Genomic DNA, 19251 nt, shown 5'->3' with positions numbered 1-19251 from the left:
GCATAGGCGAACAGGCCCATGACGATGGACGGCGCCCCGCCCGCCACGGACATGATGCGCCCCATGAGGTTTTGCGCCCACGTCCGACGCGCGAGGAACACGCGCCACGCCGCCACGCTTGCCGCCAGCGGGACCGCGATGACGAGCGCGCACCCGGTGAACCAGGCGCTGCCCGCGATCGCCGGGAAGATGCCGCCCTCGCTGCCGAGCACGGCGCCCGACGGGCTTTGCGTGATGAACTCCCACGATATGCAGCCCGCGCCCTGGACGAACACGTAGCCGAACAGGAACGCGATGGCTCCGCCCACGACCGCCGTTGCGGTAAACGCCCACAGGCGCACCGCCGCGCCGCCAGCGCGTCCGAGCACCCACGAACCCGCGAGCGAGGCTCGCGAGACGCGGCGCGTCAAGGCGCGCTGCAGCCACACGCAGACAAGATCGACGGCCAAAACGATGGCGAGCAGCACGAACCCTGCCGCGAACAACGCGTGCATATGCGTGCTCCCCGCCGCCGCGGTGCCCATCTCAAGCGCGATGAGCGAAGCGATCGTCTCGCCCTTGCCCAGCAACGTTGGGAAGAGGTTGGCGTTGCCCGCCACCATCATGACGGCCATGGTCTCGCCCATGGCGCGGGCGAAGGCCATCATGGCGCTCGGCCATATAAGCCGCAGCGAAACCGGCAGGATCACGCCGTACACGCCCCACCAGCGGCTCACGCCCAATGCCAGCGACGCTTCCAGATAGCGCTCGCGCACGCCGACCATCGACTCGGTCATGGTGGACACCATATACGGCAGCACCATGACCGCCAGCACGATGCTTGCAGCCAGGATGCAATTGCCCGAAGGCACTCCCGCGTCTATGAACGCGGGCACCAGCACCTCAAGCCCCACGAAACCGTACACGACCGAGGGGATGCCGGCCAGAAGGTCGATGGCCCCGCATAGCACGGCGCGCAACGCCGCCGATGCCGAGCACGATAGGAACAAAGCGCATCCGATGGCGATGAACAGCGCCATCGCAAGGGCGACGGCCGAGGTGAGCAGCGTGGCGGCGATGATATTCGCGATGCCGAACGATGCGCCGCCCCCGAAATCGACGGGCATCCAGTCGCTGCCGAGCAAAAACGCCCCGACGCCCACTTCGCCGACGACGGGCCATGCCTGCACCGCCACGGTGAGCACGACCCATGCCAACGCCGCCGCACAGGCAACGCACAGAAACGTTATCAAGATTGTTTGAAAACGATCCGCCCGCACTCGGTGCGGGCGGATCGAGGGAACATGTCGCATGCTCTTTTACGTGCGATTCGTTATGCGGTGAACGACGGGATGTAGCCGTTGGAGCGGATGACCTTGATGCCGGCATCGGAGAAGATGTAGTCGATGAAGGCCTGCTCGGAGCTGCTCGGCTCGCCCACGCCCACGAACATGACCGGACGCTGGATCTTGTAATCGCCGGAGATGATGTTGGCCTCGGTGGCCTCGACGCCGTCGACCTTCATGGCGACCAGCTTCTGACCGTTGGCGTTGGCCTTGTTGTACGCGCCGAAGCCGGCATAGCCGATGGCCCACTTGTTGTTGGCGATGTTGGTGGCAAGCTCGGTCATGGAAGCGGACTGCGTGGCGGAGTCGGTCACCTTGCTGTCGCCCATAACGGACTTCTGGAACACCTCGTAGGCGCCGCCGGACAGGTCGCGGATGTAGACCTGGATCTGCTCAGCGGGCAGGGAGGCATCCACCTGGTCCCACGTGGTGATCTCACCGGCGAAGATCTTGCGGATGGTGTCGGTGGACATGTCGTCCATCGTGGAGACGAGGGGGTTCTCGGCGTTCACGGACACGGTCAGCGCGTCCTTGGCAACCTCGTACTCCTTGTAATCGCCCAGGGCCTGCTTCTCGGAATCCTTCAGCGTGCGGGCGACCATGCCGAAGTCGCAGGTGCCCTCCTCAAGCGCGCTCACGCCGACGCCCGAACCGCCCGGCGCCACGTAGATGGAGATGTTCTTCTCCGGGAAGCTGGAATCCACCTTGTTCCACTTCACGTACTCGTCGGTGTACGAGGACGCCAGCGAGGAGATGATGGGATACAGCGAGGTGGAGCCGCAGAACATGATGTTGGACTGGAAGTCGCCGGAGGTCTGCTTGGTTGCAGAGCTGTCCGAGCCGGCTTGCGAGGAGCAGCCCGCCAGCAGGCTGCAGCACAACGTGAGCGCCAGCGCGGCAACCGCTACGGCTCGGAAGCGATGCTTCTTGATTTCTTTCTTCATGGTATTTATTCCTTTCCTTTTCCTTTGGTTTCCGCATAGCAAAACGCAACGCGGGGATACGCGCTGTTCGCTCTCTTCAACTATGCAGAAATGGTGCGATGCGGCCGCGTGGCGCTATGCAACAAGCAGGCACCGACGCGCAAAGCTGTGCAGAATTCAGCTTTGCCAGACCGCAATAGATATTCCAAGTGTAGGAAGAGCTTCGGCGATGTGTCAAGGACCAAAAGGCCGAAGTGCCGCCAGGCATAGCGCAACGGCTTGCACCAGGCCGGGAGACATAGCACGATATGCGCAATCGCCGCCAACAACGAAGGCGATGCGAACGACAGCGCGCTGACGCGCAAACGCACCCCGCCGATCATCGCGGCACGGCAGAGGCGATGGGAAAGCGCACATCAAGCAGATACGTCCGCTAAGACGAAAACGGACCCACAGCATTACCGCTGCGGGTCCGTCCTGTTCGCGCGTTGCGCCCGAGCCTTAGAGCTCCTTGACCCACAGGCCGTGGAGGTTGCAGTACTCGTACGCCTTCACCGGCGCATCGCCTGCGGCCAGGGCGAAGGTTGCCTCGGGGGCATCTTCGGCGGTGAGCGGCGCGATTTGATAGCCCTTCTCCGTGACGAGCACGATGAACGTGATCAGATGCTCGGGCGTCATGGGATGGGCGACCTCGCCCACCTTCACATGGACCGTGGAGCCGTCGACGACGACCTGCGGCACATGCTTCTCCTTGGCGCCGTCGGTGTCGTTGGCGCGGAGCTCGACCATCTGCTCTCCGCAGCAGGACAGGGCGACGCCCTGATCGAACGGCTTGATGGCCACGTTGCCGCAATGCATGCACTTGAAGAATTTGACGTCCATGGTAAACCCCTCTCAGGTTTCAACGGCAACCCCCGTGGTGCCGTTGCTTCCAGTATAGAAACGCCTTGCGTGCGCGGAAGGCGCGCGGGCAGTTGTTCGCCAACCCGTTACGCTCCCGCAGCCCGTCTGTTGCGTATCTATATGATACTAACTTTGTAGCATATCTGGAAGCCCTTTTTGCGGTTTCTTGACGCGAACGGCATAAACGATGGCGCACACCCCTGCCACCATAAGCGGCACGCTGAGAACCTGGCCCATGGTCAGCCATCCGCCCCACAGGTAGCCGATCTGCGCATCGGGTTGGCGGACGAACTCGATAAGGAAGCGGAACAGGCCATAGCCCACAAGGAACACGCCCAGAAACGTTCCCTGAGGGCGCGGCGGCTGCTTTCGCGACAGGGCGTAGAGCACGCAGAACAGCACCACGCCCTCGAGCAGGGCCTCGTAGAGCTGCGAGGGATGACGGGGCATCGTGCCCGCCGTGCCGCCGAACACCACGCCCCACGGCAAGCTGGTGGGCGCTCCCCATAGCTCGCCGTTCACGAAGTTGGCGCAGCGGCCGAAGAACAGGCCGATGGGCGCCGCGATGCAGCCCATATCGGCAAGCGTGAGATACGGGATGCCGGTGAAACGCGCCGCAACGATGCCCGAGAGCAACGCGCCGATAAGGCCGCCGTGGAAGCTCATGCCGCCATGGCTGAACGCCAAGATCTCGGCAGGATGGGAGAAATAGTAGCCGTCGCCGTACACGAGCACGTAGCCCAAGCGCCCTCCCAAGATCACGCCGATGATGGCGCACAGCACCACGGTGAGCAGGCTGTCCTCATCCACGCGCACCTTCCAGCGCTTCGCCACCCGCCACAGCACGAGCGCCGCGCACACGAAACCCGCCACATAGGCGATACCGTACCAGCGCACAACAAAAGGCCCGATGGAAAACGCCACCGGGTCGAGCATGTGATATATCTCGTTTAACATGGGGAGAGCTCCGTTCCATAGCGGTCGAACGGAGAAAAGGATACCTTAGTTCAAGCCCCCTGCGCCCACCTGTTGCGCGCTTGCCCTAACCTCTTCACGAAGCGTTGCGGGGATGGCGCGCAGCAGATCGATCTGCGTGCCGCACTTGGGGCAATCAAGGGTGAACAAGGCCATATCGGGGCCCAATACCATGATGGCGCGATACCGCGCCAGATCGAAGGTGCCGCACCCACAACTAGGGCATGCGGCATGTATGTTCACGGCTTCCACGGGAGCGCCCTAAAGCAAGAACCTGTTCGGGTTGCCTTGGCGGGTGGGGCTTTCGTCGACGCGATCGGCCGTGCTCGGCCCGTGCTCTAAGAAGAACTCGCAGAAGCGGCAGATCTCCTTGACCGCCGCGTCGAAATCGCGGCTGGGGTTGAGCAGCTTGCCGAAATCGGTGCACACCACGTGCGTGGGGCGGAAGCAGGCGGCGAAGTGGCAATCGGCAGGGCACGGCTCGCCGGGAATGTTATGCGGGCATCTGCCGTTCATCTCGGCATCTTCGCTGCAACCGCGCAATTCCCAACACTTCATGCCTTCCGCTCCCCTTCTCCGCCTGCTTACTTGATGCTTACCTGCTTACATGACCGCCGGCACCACGCGGGTGACGCCGGGTACGCGCTCCTTGAGGATGCGCTCGACGCCGTTGGCCAGCGTCATCTGGGACATGGGGCAGCCCTTGCATGCGCCCTGCAGCTCGACGGTGACCACGCCGTCCTCGTCGACGTCGACGAGCTTCACGTCGCCGCCATCAGCCTGCAGGCTGGGTCGGATGAGCTCGAGCACTGCTGCAACATCGGTCTTCTCAACCATGGGGTTCTCCTTTGCCTTTCGGTCTTATGTTCATCATGAGCGATTCTACCACAGCGCCCGATGGTGCCGTCGGGCGTTTGGATGGGGTTACGATGAGGGTTTCCAGTCCTTGCCCAGAATGACCAGCACATCGGTGCCGAACGAATAGGCGCCGGTGTTCTGGACCAAACGCCCCACCCCCATGGCATCGAGCACGGTCTGCGCGGCCGGCTGAGCATCGCTGGAGTTATAGATGACCAGCGTTTCGCTGTACACGGAAGTGTCGGTGTTGCCCGTCTCAGACACCTTGAAGCCCTTCGAGGTGAGCGTGGACTCCATGGATGCCGCCGCGCCCGTGATGCCGCCGCCGTTTTTCAGCGTGATGGTGAAGCTGCCGGGATCGGTGGTGGCCGCCTGCGCTTGCTCGGCGGGCTCCTGCCCCGAATCGACGCGGTCCATCATCTCCGACCATGCGGAATTCGACACCGCGAACACGTCTTGACCATCGCTTTGCGTGACATAGCCGGGGACGAGCGCGCCCGTAATGGAATCAGCGCTCATGCCTTTGAGGCCCTCGGCCAAAGACAGCGCATCGCTTGATCCCATATCGGTGCCGAATGCCCCTTGCAGCTGATCGAGCAGGCCGACCAGACCGGACTTGCCTCCCGACACCATGCGCAGCGACACCGCCTCGAGCAGCTTGCGCTGGTTTTCCGCCTGGGTTTGCCTAGGCGACTCGAAATTGGTGGCGCGCGCCAACGTAAGGGCCCCCTCGCCGGTAAGCGTTTGGCTGCCTGCGGGCAGATACACGCTGCCGGCGTTGGGGTCGTCCACCTCTTCGGAAAGGCCCACATCCACGCCGCCAAGCGTGTCCACCAGCTGCACCAGACCAGCGGCGTCGATCTTGACCACGTGCGAGATCTTCACATCGGCGAAGTTCGCAACGGCGCTGACCAGGCTGGCGTCGCTTTCGCGCACGCTCGCCTGCCTGATGGGGTAATACTTGCCGTCCTTCAACGACACCTGCACGTCGGCGGGGATGCTGATGATGCAAGCGTTTTTGCCCGAGGAATCGGTTCGCACCAGGGCAAGCGCATCGGGACCCTCGGCGGAGTTCGGCATGCCCGGCGTATCGAGCTCTGCCACGACGAGCGTGTAGAAGGAATCGCCGGATTTCACGGCGGTAAGCGCCTTGGCGGCATCGGAGCCCTTGAGCTCCAGCTTGCCGTTAAGGTTTCCCATAAGGGTGAACGAGCCAACGCCATAGGCCACGGCGGCCAAAACCGCCACCACCGCCACGGCGATGCCCACGCGCTTCGCAAGCGTGCGGCGCTTGACGCCCGGGGAGAACTCGAGGCCCCTGGCATACCCGGTACGGCTTCGCGGGCCTTGGGCGCTGGGCATGACGTTGTTCACGTAGCCGCGCTGAGCGCGTTTCTGCCTACGCGGGCTGGAAAAGCCCACCTGATCGGCGTTCATGTGCGCCGGGCGCACCTTGGGGACGTGCGTTCCCAAGGTTGCGCTGCGCATACGGCGCGAGGTGAGCTTGGAGTTGATCTGCGTGATGTCCTTGCGTTTCCTGACCATGGCGCTCCCGTCCGGCTATTCGGCCGCGCCAACCTGGCGACGCGACACGTTGGCGCCGAGCTGGGAGAGTTTGCCGCAGTAATCCTCGTAGCCGCGGTCGATGTGCTTGATGTTGTGCACGCGGGTTTCGCCTTCTGCCACGATGCCTGCCAGCACCAACGCCGCGCCGGCGCGCAGGTCGGTGGAGGACACGTCGGTGCCCTGCAGGTCGTTGACGCCGCGCACGAGCGCATGATGATCCTCGATCGTGATATCGGCGCCCATGCGAGCAAGCTCGCTGGCGAACATGAAGCGGTTCTCGAAGACGTTCTCGGTGACCATGGAGGTGCCGTGCGCCAAGCTGCACAGCAGCATGAACTGGGCCTGCAGGTCGGTCGGGAAGCCCGGGTGCGGAAGCGTTTGGATATCGGTGGGCTGCAGCGGCTGGTTGCGGCTGCACGTGATCCAATCGTCCCCCGCCTCGACGCAGCAGCCCATGGCGCGCAGTTTCATGATGGCCATAGGCAGGTACGACGGGTCGATGCCGCGCACCGTGACAGGGCCGCCGGTAAGCGCACCGCCTGCCAAGAAGGTGCCGGCCTCGATGCGATCGCCCACCGTGGTGTGCTCGCAGGGATGCAGGCTTTCCAGCGGCACGCCCTCCACCTGGATAATGGACGAGCCGGCGCCGCTGACCTTGCCGCCCATGGCGTTGAGCATGTTCGCCAAATCGACGATCTCAGGCTCGCGCGCGGCGTTCTCGATGCAGGTGGTACCGTGAGCGGTGACGGCCGCCATAAGGCAGTTCTCGGTGGCGCCCACGCTGGGGAACTCCAGCGTGACGTCGGCGCCGTGCAGGCCGTTGGGCGTGTGGGCGTTCAGATAGCCGTGATCGACGGTGAACTCCACGCCCAGGGCCTCAAGGCCAACCAAGTGCATATCGATCTTGCGGGCGCCGATCTGGCAGCCGCCGGGCATGGCAACGCGCGCCTGGCCGAAACGCGCCACCAGCGGGCCGAGCACGCTGATGGACGCGCGCATCTTCGAAACCAGCTCGTAAGGCGTTTCATGGGACGTCACCTGAGCGGTGTCGATGACCATGGTATGGCCATCGCGCTTCACGGTGGCGCCGAGGCACTCGAGCACCTCCGACATGACGACGATATCACTGATAAGGGGCACGTTGTGCAGCGTTGAGGCGCCCTGGCCCAAAAGCGAGGCGGCGATAAGCTTCAAAGCCGAGTTCTTCGCGCCGGAAACCCTCACCTCGCCGGAAAGGACGTTGTTGCCCTCGACGACGACGATCTCTTTCTCAGACATGCAAACCCCCCTGAATGAACTAGATTGCGAAAGCCCATTATAAAGCGAAGGCCCGCGCAAGGCGGGCCTTCACGATGAAAGCAAACGTACTATGCAATCGCGGACGCGAAAACGCGAAGTGCGCCCGAAAACGTGAAACGGGCCGCCCCGCGCCTAGCGCCCGCCCCTCCGCTGCGGCATCGACGGCCGATGTCGCAGCATGAAGGCGGATGCAGGACGCGGAAGCAGCCCGCAGCGTTCGCGATTCGCTTGCTATATGACGAAAAGCGTGGGTTACGCGGTCTCGCCCAGAGCCCAGCGCACGAAGCCGGTCACCTTGATGGTGCCGCCCAGGTTCTTGGCGCACTCGTCGGTGTACTGGTTGATGGACTGATCGGGGTTCTTGACGAAGGCCTGCTCGGTCAGGCAGTTCTCCTTGTAGAACTTCTCCATACGGCCGGTAGCCATCTTCTCCTGGATGGCCTCGGGCTTGCCGGACTCGGCAGCCTGAGCCTTGTAGATGCCCATCTCATGCTCGACGACCTCTGCCGGCACGGACTCGCGGTTGGCGGACACCGGGGAAGCGGCGGCAACCTGCATGGCGACGTCGCGGCCGTAAGCCTGGAAGCCCTCGGAAGCGGGGTCGATGCCCTCGACGTCGAAGGTCACCAGAACGCCGATCTTGCCGCCGCCGTGGATGTAGGAGGCGATGCCACCGGCGTTGACGGTGGTGGCGCGGGGGAGCTGGATGTTCTCGCCCAGCACGTGGATGGCGTCGGTGAGGATGTCCTCGACCGGCTCGCCCTCGAAGGTGGAGGCGCGCAGAGCCTCGACATCGGCGGCGTTGGCGGCCAGAGCGGCGCGGCCCAGCTTCTCGGCGTAAGCCTTGAACTTCTCGTTCATGCCCACGAAGTCGGTCTCGCAGTTCAGCTCGACGACGGCAGCGGACTTGGCATCATCTGCCAGAACGGTCATGACGGTGCCCTCGTTGGTGGCGCGGCCGGCCTTCTTGGCGGCAGCGGCCAGACCGCGGGTGCGCAGCACGTCGACGGCCTTCTCCATATCGCCATCGGCCTCGACGAGCGCCTTCTTGCACTCCATCATGCCGGCGTCGGTCATCTCGCGCAGTTCCTTGACCATGGAAGCGGTGATAGCAGCCACGTTGGATCCTTTCTATCCTTGTTGCGGCGGCGCCTGAGCGCCGCCGTTAATAACCTCGAACGCCGTCGGCCGCCCTACGGGGACCCACGGCGTGCAACACCAGTGGGTTAGGCCCCGTGCCTATTCGGCGGCAGGAGCGGCAGCCTCGGCAGCCGGAGCAGCCATTTCCTCAGCGGAAACGGGAGCGCCGGTGCCGGCGACGACGGCGTCGGCGATGAAGTCGGCCAGCAGCTTGACGGAGCGGATGGCGTCGTCGTTGGCCGGGATGCCGTACTCGACGTCATCGGGATCGCAGTTGGTGTCCAGCGTGCCCACCACGGGGATGTTCAGACGATGAGCCTCGCGGATGGCGATCTCCTCGCGGTTGGTGTCGATCACGAAGATGGCGTCGGGGACGCGCTTCATGTTGCGGATGCCGTTGAGGTTGAGCTGCAGCTTGGACAGCTCCTTGCGCAGCAGGATCTGCTCCTTCTTCGGCAGCAGCGCCATACGGCCGTCGGCCTCCATGGCCTCCAGCTCCTCCATGCGGGTGACGCGGGAGCGGATGGTCACGAAGTTGGTGAGCATGCCGCCGAGCCAACGGGAGTTGACGTAGGGCATGCCGCAACGGTTGGCGGCGTCGGCGACGGCCTCCTGGGCCTGCTTCTTCGTGCCGACGAACAGGACGGAGCCGCCGTTCTTGGCGACGTTGGAGACGAAGGTGTAAGCCTGGTCCATGCCCATGAGGGACTGCTTCAGGTCCAGGATGTAGATGTCACCGCGGGCGCCGAAGATGAACGGCTTCATCTTGGGGTTCCAACGGCGCTTCTGATGACCGAAGTGCGCGCCTGCGTCGAGCAGGGTCTGAATGCTGATCTTTGCCATGACATTCTCCATTCGTTAGTCCTCTGCGTACGGTCATCCCCTTTCACCCGCAACCGATTTCGGCCACTAGCGGGAAGGGTCGCGCACGCATGTGTGATAAAACAGCCCTCGGATTATAACAACGCCCCCGGGTGTTTGCAACGGGGGCGTCGATGTTCGTCCATGTTTTCACGAAATGCCGACGGGTGCTTGATTCGCAACCTCATCCGAACGCTTCGCTTTTGTTCTCGAACTCAGCCGTACACGTCCGGATGAGTTCGAGAACCCCTTTCCGAAGGCGAAGCCGCGAACCCTGGGCACGCTGCCGCCCATCGGCCGTTGGACACCAGCGGGTGCCGGCCCTCGGCACGCGACCGCCCATCGGCTAGCGCCCACGGGCTCCCGACGGGCCTATGCGTCGTAGCGCTTGCCGTTGCGCATGGACAGCGCGACGGTGGAGGCGTTGTGCAGAAGCGAGGACATCTGCGGGGAGATGACGCCGCCGATGCCGGCGGCCAGCAGCGTCGAGTTGATGACCATGACCTCCTTGAAGCTGCCGTTCAGGCGACCCATGAGGCCCTCGCTCATGCGGCGCAGCGCCACGATGGAGCCGAGCTGGCCGCCCGTGAGCGTGATGTCGGCCACCTCCTTGGCCACTGCGGTCCCCTGCCCCATGGCGATGCCCACGTCGGCGAGCGCCAAGGCCGGGGCGTCGTTGACGCCGTCGCCGACCATGACCACGTGCGCGCCCTCCGCCTTGAGCTTCTCGATGAACGCATACTTATCCTCGGGAAGCAGGTTCGCGTGGAACTCGGAGACGCCGGCTCGCGCGGCGATGCGCGCCGCGGTGCGCTCGTTGTCGCCCGTGAGCATGATGACGCGGGAGAACCCTTGGCGGCGAAGCGCGGCGATGGCCTCGGGAACGCCGGCCTTGAGCGGGTCCTGGACGCCGATGACGCCCATGAGCTTGCCGTCCACCGCAAGGTAGAGCGGCGAGAGGCCCTCGGTTTCCCGCGCGATAAGGTCCTTCTGCGCTTCGGAGATCTCGACCCGCTCGTCATCCACGACGAAGTGCTCCGAGCCGATGACCACGCGCTTGCCGTCGAGCGAGCTGGCTATGCCGTGCGCCACGATGTACTCGACCTCAGCATGGCGCTCGCGGTGTTCCAGCCCCTTGTCGGCCGCTGCGCGCACGACGGCGCGCGCCACCGGGTGCGGGAAGTGCTCCTCCAGGCATGCGGCGAAGCGAAGCACCTCGTCATCGTCCCAACCATCAAGCGAAAGCACGCGCGCCACCTGCGGGGCGGCCTCGGTGAGCGTGCCCGTTTTGTCGAACACGATGACGTCGGCCTGCGCCATGGACTCGAAGTGCTGCGAACCTTTCACGGTGAAGCCCGCTTGGGCCGACTGGCTCATGGCAGACAACACGGCTATGGAGCCGGTGAGCTTGAGCGCGCAGGAGTAGTCGACCATAAGGGCGGCCGAGGTCTTCACCAGACTGCGCGTGGTGAGCGCCACGATGCCGGCGAGCAGGAAGTTCCACGGCACGATGCGGTCGGCAAGGCGCTCCATGCGCGACTGCGTCTGCGACTTATAGGACTCGGTCTGCTCGACCAGGTTCACGATAGTGCGCAGCTTCGTCTGACCCTCGTTGGCCTTCACCTCGACGATGATCTCGCCGTCCTCCACCGCCGTGCCGGCGAACACGTCGTCGCCTACGGTGCGCTCCACGGCCAGAGGCTCGCCCGTGAGCGCCGCCTGGTTGACCATGGCGCACCCGCGCACCACCGTGCCGTCCACGCACACGGGCATGCCGGTGCGCACGGCGATGAGCTGGCCTTGTCGCAGGGAGCCGGAAGGAACCTGCACCTCGGTGTCGCCCTCCACCAGCTGGGCGGTCTCGGGCAGGTCGAGCAGCGCGTTGATGAGCGCGCCCTCCGAGCGGCTGCGCGTATACTCCTCAAGCGTCTCGCCCACGTTGAGCAGAAGCATGGTGAGCCCCGCCGTGCGCGGGTCGCGCTTCGCGAACGAGATGCCGATGGCCGCCGCATCGAGCACAGGCACGTCCAGCCGGCCCGCCGCCAGCGACTTCAGGCCGGCGAACAGGAACTTGCGGTAGGCGAAGGCCGTCCAAGCGGCCGCCAAGGGCGCAGGCAGGAACCAACGGCGCATGAAATGGAAGCCTACCAGCGATGCCAGGTCCATGAGCAGGGAATGAGAGCGCGGGGCGATCTCAAGGCCGCAGCCCTGCTTGGCCTTGGCGATTGCCGCCGCGTCGATGCCCGCAAGATGCTCGAGCACGCGAGCGCGGGCGCCGGGAGCGGCGTTGTAGACCAGGGCAACGCTGCCGATGCGCGGATAGACGGTTGACTTCGCGATATCGGGGCAGCTACCCAGCACGCGATACAGCGCATCCAAGTCCACTGGCGGGACAGGGCCCGCCAGCGTCACGCGCAAACGGCCCGGAAGCTCATTTGCGATCTGATATTTCATGGCAACGTCTTCGCGCTATTCGCCGTCGACAACGGTCGGCTCGGCCTTTGCGGACTCGTTGATATAGCTGGCCTCGGCAACGATGTCATCGACCTGGGCCTTGGCCTGCTCGACAACGTCCTGATAGGCGGCCTTGGCCTGCAGGCCCTTGGCAACGCCCTGCACGTAGCATTTCTTCGCCGTGGAGCTGCTCAGCGCCTTCAAGCCCAGCGTGCCCAAAGCGAAACCGCCGGCGAGCATCCAACCATCGCGCTTCTTGAGTTTCATGTTTTGCGTCCTTTCTTGTGCAAGCCTTTCCTTGCATCTCGTAATGTTCGACCCCTATTACTCCATCCGAAAGAGTATGACGCGGCTATCATATTGTCAATTTATGGCAACTTTTTCCTCGAAATCGCCGTTTACGCCATGCGGGGTTATTGCGAACGGGAGATGACGTGGGCATATCTGCGCGGCGAAGCACGTTATCATGGTGCGAGCACAACTTCTAACCATTTGGAGCATCATATGAACTTCAACAACGTAACCTTCGAGCGCTCGTTCGGCATCTCGTCGCAGCTGCCGCCCTCGACGCTTCCGGAAGTGGCGTTCGCAGGACGATCGAACGTGGGCAAGTCGTCCATGCTCAACGCCCTGTTCGGCCGCAAAAGCCTGGCGAAGGTCTCGCAGAAGCCCGGCAAGACGTCCACCATCAACTTCTTCGCCACCGAAGGCGCCCGCTTCGTCGACCTGCCCGGCTACGGCTACGCGCGCGTGGCCAAATCCGAGAAGGGCCGCTGGGCGGAGCTGATCGAAGGCTATTTCAACCAGGACCGCAACTTCGCGCTGGTGGTCAGCCTGGTGGACATCCGCCACGAGGCGCAACAGCTCGACCTGAACATGATCAACTTCCTTATGGAGGCGGGGCTTCCGTTCGCCGTGGTGCTCACGAAGTCCGACAAGCTCTCCCGCAACCAGCAGAACAAGCAGGTGGCCGTGCTGCGCCGCCAGCTGGCCCTGCCCGACGACGTGCCCATGCTGGTGACGTCCAGCGAGAAGCGCGAGGGATTCGACGCCTTGCGCAAGCTCATCACGCAGGCCTGCGAAGGCTAGCGCGATATCGCGGATGCGAAGGCGCGCGCCCGCCGGTCGGGATTGCGCGCCCTGCCGGCATAGATTTGCCGGCCCTTTCGCGAAAGCCAGGCCCTTCCCCACCGCTAACGAGGCAGGGCGCCCCATGGGCGCGAACGAACCGGCACCCCTCCCGTAAGCGCAAGCGAGCCCCAAGCTGATGAACAGCTTGGGGCTCGCTTTTTACTGCAAGTGCTTTTGCGCTTCCGGCTTATATGCTTACCGGCGCACCGCTGGAGCAGGAAACGCTACCAGGGGCGCACGATGATCATGTCGGACTGCACGGAGCTGACGCACACCGTCTGGCCGAAGGTTGGGGCATGGATCATCTGGCCGCCGCCGATATAGATGCCGCAATGCGACCAGCTGGTGCAGATGTCGCCGGGCTGGGGATCGGAGACCTGGGACATGCCCATGAACGTGTACGTGGTGCCGTAACGCGAATTGCTGCCGGTCAGGGCATAGCTGACCAAGCCGGAGCAGTCGAAGCCGTCGGGGCCGACGCCGCCCCACACGTACGGCGCGCCGATGCAGCTGTAGGCGCGGTCGACGATGGCGTTGCCCGTGGAGGCGTTGTAAGACGGCGTCCAGCTGCTGGAACCGCCCGTATTACCGGAGTTGCCGGAGTTGCCGTTGTCGGTCCCACCGCCATTGCCGGAACCGCCGTTGTCGGTCCACGCGTTTCCACCGCCGTTGTCGGCATTGCTGCCATTATCGGCGTTGCCGCCCGCATTGGCGTTGTTGTTGGTAGCGGCGGCGATGCCCATACGCTGGGTAGCCTGAGCAGCGGACTGGTCGACGGTCTGCTGGGCGGTTGCGGCAGCGGCAGCGGCCTGTGCGGCACGCTCTTCCTCCACCAGCGTGGCAACCTCGGCCGTAAGGCCGTCATAGGTCTGCTGCATGGAGTTGACGGTGGCCTGCGCCTCGTCCTGGATCTGCTTGGCTTCGGATGCCTTGGCAGCGGCGGTGCGGGACTGCTCGTCGAAGGTTGCCTTCTGCTCCTGAGCCTCGGTGCGCAGGTCCTTGTTGCGCTGCACGAGCTCGGCATCATTGTCGTTGACCTTGTTCAGCAGGTCCCAGTTCGTGGCGAACTCGGTGAACGTGGTGGAGCCGAGCAGCAAGTCCAAAAACGAGCTGGTGCCCGTGCGGTACATGCTTTGCGCACGGTCGCCCAAACGGGACTGCACATCGGCGATCTCGACGTTGATCTGGTCGATGCGCTCCTGCGCCTGATCGGCGGACTGCTGGGCCTGGGCCTGCTCCTCGAGCGCCTGGCCGTAGTCGGCCGACGCCTGGTCGAGCTTGTACTGCATGGAGTTGAGCGAGGCCAGGACCGCCTGGGCCTCGGCCTGCTTGGAAGATGAATCAGGGGTGGCGAATGCCAGCTGCGGAACCATAAGGCCGCAGGACAGGACGCAAGCCATCGCTCCACCGGCGATGCGGCGGCGCAGCTTCATTTCCTGTTGCATGCACGAACCTCCTTCTCGGTTGCAAAATCGCTTACGCCACTGTATCACCCTGGCAACAAGCGCGGTACCTTTTGCACTGAACGGGCATACGCCCAGGTGAGGCAACCTGCAAATATGTAGAACAGGCGGGCGGCGCGAAGCGGGGCCTTCCCTCCCCGCCTGCTCCACCCGCCCGCCTTTCGCGACGCCCTGTCATGTCGGCTAGCCGCGGAAACCCGCGTCCTCCTTATGGCGCGACGGGTCGTCGGCCGCGGAGGTGGCCAGCGCGTCGCAGCGCTCGTTCTCGGCATGGCCGGCATGACCCTTGACCCAGACGAACTCCACGTCGTGGGGTTCTTTCGCCTTGAGCATGCGCTTCCACAGGTCGGAGTTCTTCACCGGCTGCTTCTGCGAGTTCTTCCACCCGCGCTTGAGCCAGCCGTCTACCCAGTGCTGGTTGAACGCGTTCACCAGATACTGGGAATCGGAGTACAGCGTCACGTGGCAGGGGCGCTTGAGCGCCTCAAGGGCCACGATGGCGCCGAGCAGCTCCATGCGGTTGTTCGTGGTGCAGCGATACCCCTGCGAGAACTCCCGCTCGTGCACCCCGCCCTTGCTGTCGATGAAGCGCAGGATGCTGCCGTACCCGCCCGGCCCGGGGTTGCCCCGCGAGGCGCCGTCGGAATACAAATCAACGTGCATATGCAAACCAACTTTCCGCACCCACGAAAAGGCCGGCCAGCCGCGTTGCCGCAGCTGGCCAGCCTGATAGGATGCCGTGCTTTGAAACCCTACTTGAACTGCGAGGGATGCTTCGAGAAGAAGTCGAAGCGCGGGGGAAGCTCGCGGATGCGATGGCGCCCGTCCTCGAGCTCGGCGCCATGGCACAGCTCGTCCATGCCCTCGAAATCGAAGTTCCAGCTGAAGAAGTCGTCGAACTCGAAGCTGAGGTAATCGGCGATCTTCTCGCAGCCCTTCGGCACCACAGGGTGCATGAGCAGCGTGGATACGCGCAGCAGGTAGAAGCAATCGAGCAGCACCTGACGGCGCAGCTGCTCGTCGCCTTCCTTCTCGGCGGTGCGAATGTTGTCCGTCCAGTACTTGTTCGCCCAGCGGATGAACGTGTCCATGATGGACATGACCGTGTGCAGCTCCGCCTTGTGCATGGTCTTGTCGTACTCGTTCATGCAGGCATGAGCGCGCTCGCGCACCTCGGGCGACACCTCGCCGAGCGGCATCCAACCCTCGAAGTTCTTCTGCGCCTCGTAGAAGCAGCTGCGGGCCAGACGGTTGAACACGTTGGTGAGCAGCGTGCCTTCCTTGAGCACCGGGTCGGCCACGCGCGGGTCGTTGCGCTTGGCCTCGTCGGGATCGAAGGGCTTGGGCTTGAAGCCCACGGACTTCTGATCCAGGCCAAGGGCCAGGAAGTGCGCGCGAAGCTGCTCGACGGTGTAGTGCTCGAGCAGCTCGTCGGCCGTGGGCGGCTTGACCGAACCCGACGACGAGGCCTTCTTGTTGCCCAGCAGGATATGATGGTTGGCGATGAGGTTGGTCTGACGCAGCGGCGTGTCGGTCTCGCCGGGCGCGAGGATGTCGCCCGGGCGCAGCGCCTCGATGAGCGCCGGCTGGGCAACGCCGTAGAAGTACAGGTTGTCCTGACCGATGAACTGGTAGACCTGCGCGTCCTCCGAGCACCAGAAGTCCCGCCAGCTGCCGCGCGGCAGGCCCATCTTGTCGTTGATGGCCATGGTGAAGCTCATGGGAGCCCACAGGCTTTCGGGCCAGCACCACACCGTCAGGCCCTCGAGCCCGTCGATGACCGGCGCCTTCACGCCCCACTCGATGTTGCCGGTGATGCGGAAGGGAACGAGCGCCTTGCCCGTGCGGAAGCGGATGCCCGCCGCGGCAAGGACGTCGCGCGCCGCATCGCGGTCGTCGATGGTGTCGAACTCGATCTCGAAGGACTGCTTGCCCTTCTCGGCCTCATGGTACTGGTGATGCGCCAGCTTGTCGGCGATTTCCAGGTACTGGTCGTACAGCTCGTTTTTGATGTAGACCACCGGCGGGGCCAGGAACTCCTTGATGGTCTGCGGCACGATGGGGCGCACCTCGGGGTCTGCCTCGAGCGCCTCCACGTGCTTTTTCAGGAAGCCGTTGAACGCCGGCAGGTCGAAGTACCAGTTCTCTACCGGGCGCATCTCGGGCGTGACGCCCGTGAGCGAGGACTTCGGCGCGATGAGGTCCTCGGGCGCGTAGCTGTGCCCAAGATCGCACTCGTCGGCATAGGCGTGCTCGGACTTGCACCCCTGCACAGGGCAGTGGCCCTGCACCTGACGGCCGTTCAGGAACGTGCCGGCCTCGGGGTCGTAGAACTGCAGCGTCGCACGCTTCTGCAGCCAGCCGTTCTCATGCAGCTTCTTGATGAACGCCTCGCTGATGAGCTGATGGACCTCGCCGGAATGCCCGATGTTGGAGCCTTCGTAGATATCAAGGCTGATGTCGTAGGAATCCAGCGTGTCCTTCTGGCGGTTGTGGTTGCGCAGCACGTAATCTTCGATGGTGCCGTCGAACTGCCCGGCCTCCACCAGCTTGCGGTAACCCTCGTTGATCGGCGAGCCGAAGCAGTCCGTGCCGCTGATGAAGCGGACGTTCTCCGCGCCGATGCGGTCGCGCAGGAAGCGCGCGAAGCAGTCGGCGGGCACGAACACGCCGGCGATATGCCCGAAATGCAGCGGCTTGTTGCCGTAGGGCATGCCGGCCGTGACCACCGCGCGCTTGGGCCAGGCAACCGTTTCGTTGTTGTCATGCATTGTCGCCATCTATATATGTCTCCCCTAGAATTCCAGGTTTGCGTTTGCGTTCCCGTTGTTGTGCTGGGCCTTTTTCGCCGTGCGCATGAGGAACTCGTCGTTGTCGTCGGTGCGCTTCAAGGACTTGATGAGCATGTCCATGGCGCGCTCGGTGTTGTTCGTGTTCGCAAGGATGCGGCGAACCGCCCAGATCAGCGGGGCCTTCTGCGGGTCGAGCAGCAGGTCCTCCTTGCGCGTTCCCGATGCCACCGGGTCGATGGCCGGGAAGATGCGGCGGTCTGCCAGGTTGCGGTCGAGCTTGAGCTCCATGTTGCCCGTGCCCTTGAACTCCTCGAAGATGACCTCGTCCATCTTCGAGCCCGTCTCCACCAACGCCGAGGCGAGGATGGTCAGGCTGCCGCCGCCCTCGATGTTTCGGGCCGCGCCCAAAAACTTCTTCGGCGGGTACAGGGCCGTGGAATCCACGCCGCCGGACAGGATGCGGCCGGATGCAGGCTGCGCCAGGTTGTAGGCGCGCGCCAGGCGCGTGAGGCTGTCGAGCAGCACCACGACGTCCTTGCCTTCCTCCACCAGGCGCTTCGCGCGCTCGATGACCAGCTCGGAAACCTGGATGTGGTTCTCGGTGGGCATGTCGAAGGTGGAGGAGATGACCTCGCCCTTGATGGAGCGCTGCATGTCCGTGACTTCCTCGGGGCGCTCGTCGACCAGAAGGCACATGAGGTGCACCTCGGGGTTGTTGGCGCTGATGGCCGCGGCGATGTCCTTCAGGATGGTGGTCTTGCCGGCCTTCGGCGGGCTGACGATCAGGCCGCGCTGGCCCTTGCCGATGGGGCTGACCAGGTCGATGACGCGTGCCGTGATGGTGGTCTGGCCATGCTCCATGGTCAGGCATTCGTCGGGATAGACCGGCGTGAGGTCGCCGAAGCGCACGCGACGGCCCAGCTCCTCGACGGGCTTGCCGTTGACGGTGGCCACCTTCTGCACGGCGGCGTACTTCTCGTTGGGGCGCGCCGGGCGCGTGGTGCCGGTGAGCTTGTCGCCCTTGCGCAGGCCGTTTCGGCGGATGGTGGAAAGCCCCACGTAGCAGTCCTGCTCGCTGGGCAGATAGCCGTTGGTGCGCAGGAAGCCGTAGCCGTCCTGCATGATGTCGAGGATGCCCTCGACCTCCACGAAGCCCTCGGCCTTCAGGAATGCGTCGTATACGGCGTCGACGAGCTCGGCCTTCTTCAGGCCCGCGACGTCTACGTCGAGCTCGGCGGCCTTCGCACGCAGCTCGGCCACCTTGAGCTTGGCCAGGTCCTCCTTGTTGACGCTGGGGACGACCTCGCGGTTGTTGTTGCGCTGGTGGCGCTGGTGACGGTCGTTGCGGTCGTTGCCGTTCTTGCGGCCGCCGCGGTCGTTGCGGTCGTTGCGCTGGTGGCGGTCCGCGCCGGCGTTGCGGCCCTCGGCGCGCTGCTCGGCGCCTTCGCGGGCATCGCCCTTGCCGCGGCCCTCATGCTGCTCGGAACGGCCCTCGCGGTTGGCGCCCTGGGCGCGCACCGATTTACGCGGCGTGCGCGCGGCGCGTGCCGCGCGGCCCGGG

Annotated in this window: 18 protein-coding genes; 1 reads left to right on the top strand and 17 read right to left on the bottom strand. The window is 64.3% G+C overall.

From position 1 onward, the window contains the following. The 13 genes from pstC to Q0H50_RS03370 all read right to left on the bottom strand — a co-directional run. A partial coding sequence (pstC, locus tag Q0H50_RS03430; RefSeq protein WP_294419388.1) for a phosphate ABC transporter permease subunit PstC occupies window positions 1–1232 on the bottom strand: 1232 nt, incomplete at its 3' end. Window positions 1233–1312: 80 nt separating this feature from the next. Then, window positions 1313–2269 (bottom strand): phosphate ABC transporter substrate-binding protein, encoded by a 957-nt coding sequence (locus Q0H50_RS03425; RefSeq protein WP_294419386.1) that lies wholly within the window; start codon window positions 2267–2269, stop codon window positions 1313–1315. Window positions 2270–2749: 480 nt separating this feature from the next. Beyond that, the gene (locus Q0H50_RS03420) at window positions 2750–3130 is read right to left on the bottom strand and encodes a desulfoferrodoxin family protein (protein ID WP_294419384.1); all 381 of its coding nucleotides are present in this window, start codon (window positions 3128–3130) and stop codon (window positions 2750–2752) included. 147 nt (window positions 3131–3277) lie between these two features. Then, the gene (gene lgt / locus Q0H50_RS03415; RefSeq protein ID WP_294419382.1) at window positions 3278–4108 is read right to left on the bottom strand and encodes a prolipoprotein diacylglyceryl transferase; all 831 of its coding nucleotides are present in this window, start codon (window positions 4106–4108) and stop codon (window positions 3278–3280) included. A 45-nt stretch (window positions 4109–4153) separates the two neighbouring features. Further along, window positions 4154–4378 (bottom strand): hypothetical protein, encoded by a 225-nt coding sequence (locus tag Q0H50_RS03410; RefSeq protein WP_294419380.1) that lies wholly within the window; start codon window positions 4376–4378, stop codon window positions 4154–4156. 9 nt (window positions 4379–4387) lie between these two features. After that, on the bottom strand, window positions 4388–4684 hold the full coding sequence (locus Q0H50_RS03405; protein ID WP_294419378.1) for a hypothetical protein: 297 nt from the start codon (window positions 4682–4684) through the stop codon (window positions 4388–4390). 45 nt (window positions 4685–4729) lie between these two features. Further along, window positions 4730–4963 carry a NifU family protein gene (locus tag Q0H50_RS03400; RefSeq protein ID WP_114620220.1) on the bottom strand — a complete coding sequence of 78 codons (234 nt, stop codon included), beginning with the start codon at window positions 4961–4963 and terminating at the stop codon, window positions 4730–4732. A gap of 87 nt (window positions 4964–5050) precedes the next feature. Next, the gene (locus Q0H50_RS03395; RefSeq protein ID WP_294419376.1) at window positions 5051–6529 is read right to left on the bottom strand and encodes an LCP family protein; all 1479 of its coding nucleotides are present in this window, start codon (window positions 6527–6529) and stop codon (window positions 5051–5053) included. Between the two features lie 15 nt (window positions 6530–6544). Beyond that, entirely contained in the window at window positions 6545–7828 is a 1284-nt protein-coding gene (murA, locus tag Q0H50_RS03390; protein WP_294419374.1) for a UDP-N-acetylglucosamine 1-carboxyvinyltransferase, read from the bottom strand. A 273-nt stretch (window positions 7829–8101) separates the two neighbouring features. Next, a complete protein-coding gene (gene tsf / locus Q0H50_RS03385) occupies window positions 8102–8968 on the bottom strand; it encodes a translation elongation factor Ts (protein ID WP_294163294.1) in 867 nt (288 codons plus the stop codon). A gap of 120 nt (window positions 8969–9088) precedes the next feature. Then, the gene (gene rpsB, locus Q0H50_RS03380; protein WP_294419372.1) at window positions 9089–9832 is read right to left on the bottom strand and encodes a 30S ribosomal protein S2; all 744 of its coding nucleotides are present in this window, start codon (window positions 9830–9832) and stop codon (window positions 9089–9091) included. Window positions 9833–10222: 390 nt separating this feature from the next. Next, window positions 10223–12304 carry a heavy metal translocating P-type ATPase gene (locus Q0H50_RS03375; RefSeq protein WP_294419370.1) on the bottom strand — a complete coding sequence of 694 codons (2082 nt, stop codon included), beginning with the start codon at window positions 12302–12304 and terminating at the stop codon, window positions 10223–10225. 15 nt (window positions 12305–12319) lie between these two features. Beyond that, window positions 12320–12571 (bottom strand): DUF6110 family protein, encoded by a 252-nt coding sequence (locus tag Q0H50_RS03370; protein ID WP_294419367.1) that lies wholly within the window; start codon window positions 12569–12571, stop codon window positions 12320–12322. Between the two features lie 237 nt (window positions 12572–12808). Between Q0H50_RS03370 and yihA the strand changes: the two genes are divergently transcribed. Further along, window positions 12809–13393, top strand: a complete 585-nt coding sequence (gene yihA / locus Q0H50_RS03365; RefSeq protein ID WP_294419365.1) for a ribosome biogenesis GTP-binding protein YihA/YsxC — start codon at window positions 12809–12811, stop codon at window positions 13391–13393. 266 nt (window positions 13394–13659) lie between these two features. Here the strand turns inward: yihA and Q0H50_RS03360 are convergent, their stop codons facing one another. The 4 genes from Q0H50_RS03360 to rho all read right to left on the bottom strand — a co-directional run. Further along, window positions 13660–14880 carry an NlpC/P60 family protein gene (locus tag Q0H50_RS03360; RefSeq protein ID WP_294419362.1) on the bottom strand — a complete coding sequence of 407 codons (1221 nt, stop codon included), beginning with the start codon at window positions 14878–14880 and terminating at the stop codon, window positions 13660–13662. Between the two features lie 201 nt (window positions 14881–15081). Then, complete coding sequence (gene rnhA / locus Q0H50_RS03355) at window positions 15082–15561, bottom strand: ribonuclease HI (RefSeq protein ID WP_042432824.1); 480 nt, start codon at window positions 15559–15561, stop codon at window positions 15082–15084. Between the two features lie 89 nt (window positions 15562–15650). After that, window positions 15651–17678: a class I tRNA ligase family protein gene (locus Q0H50_RS03350; protein ID WP_294419360.1), complete on the bottom strand. Its 2028-nt coding sequence runs from the start codon at window positions 17676–17678 to the stop codon at window positions 15651–15653. 15 nt (window positions 17679–17693) lie between these two features. Then, window positions 17694–19251, bottom strand: a 1558-nt coding sequence (gene rho, locus Q0H50_RS03345) for a transcription termination factor Rho (RefSeq protein WP_294419358.1), incomplete at its 5' end; no start/stop codon positions are given.

Origin of the sequence: uncultured Senegalimassilia sp., assembly GCF_934632265.1 — a bacterium.
In the GTDB taxonomy this organism is placed as follows: Bacteria; Actinomycetota; Coriobacteriia; order Coriobacteriales; family Eggerthellaceae; genus Senegalimassilia.
This window is presented reverse-complemented; position numbering and strand designations above follow the sequence as displayed.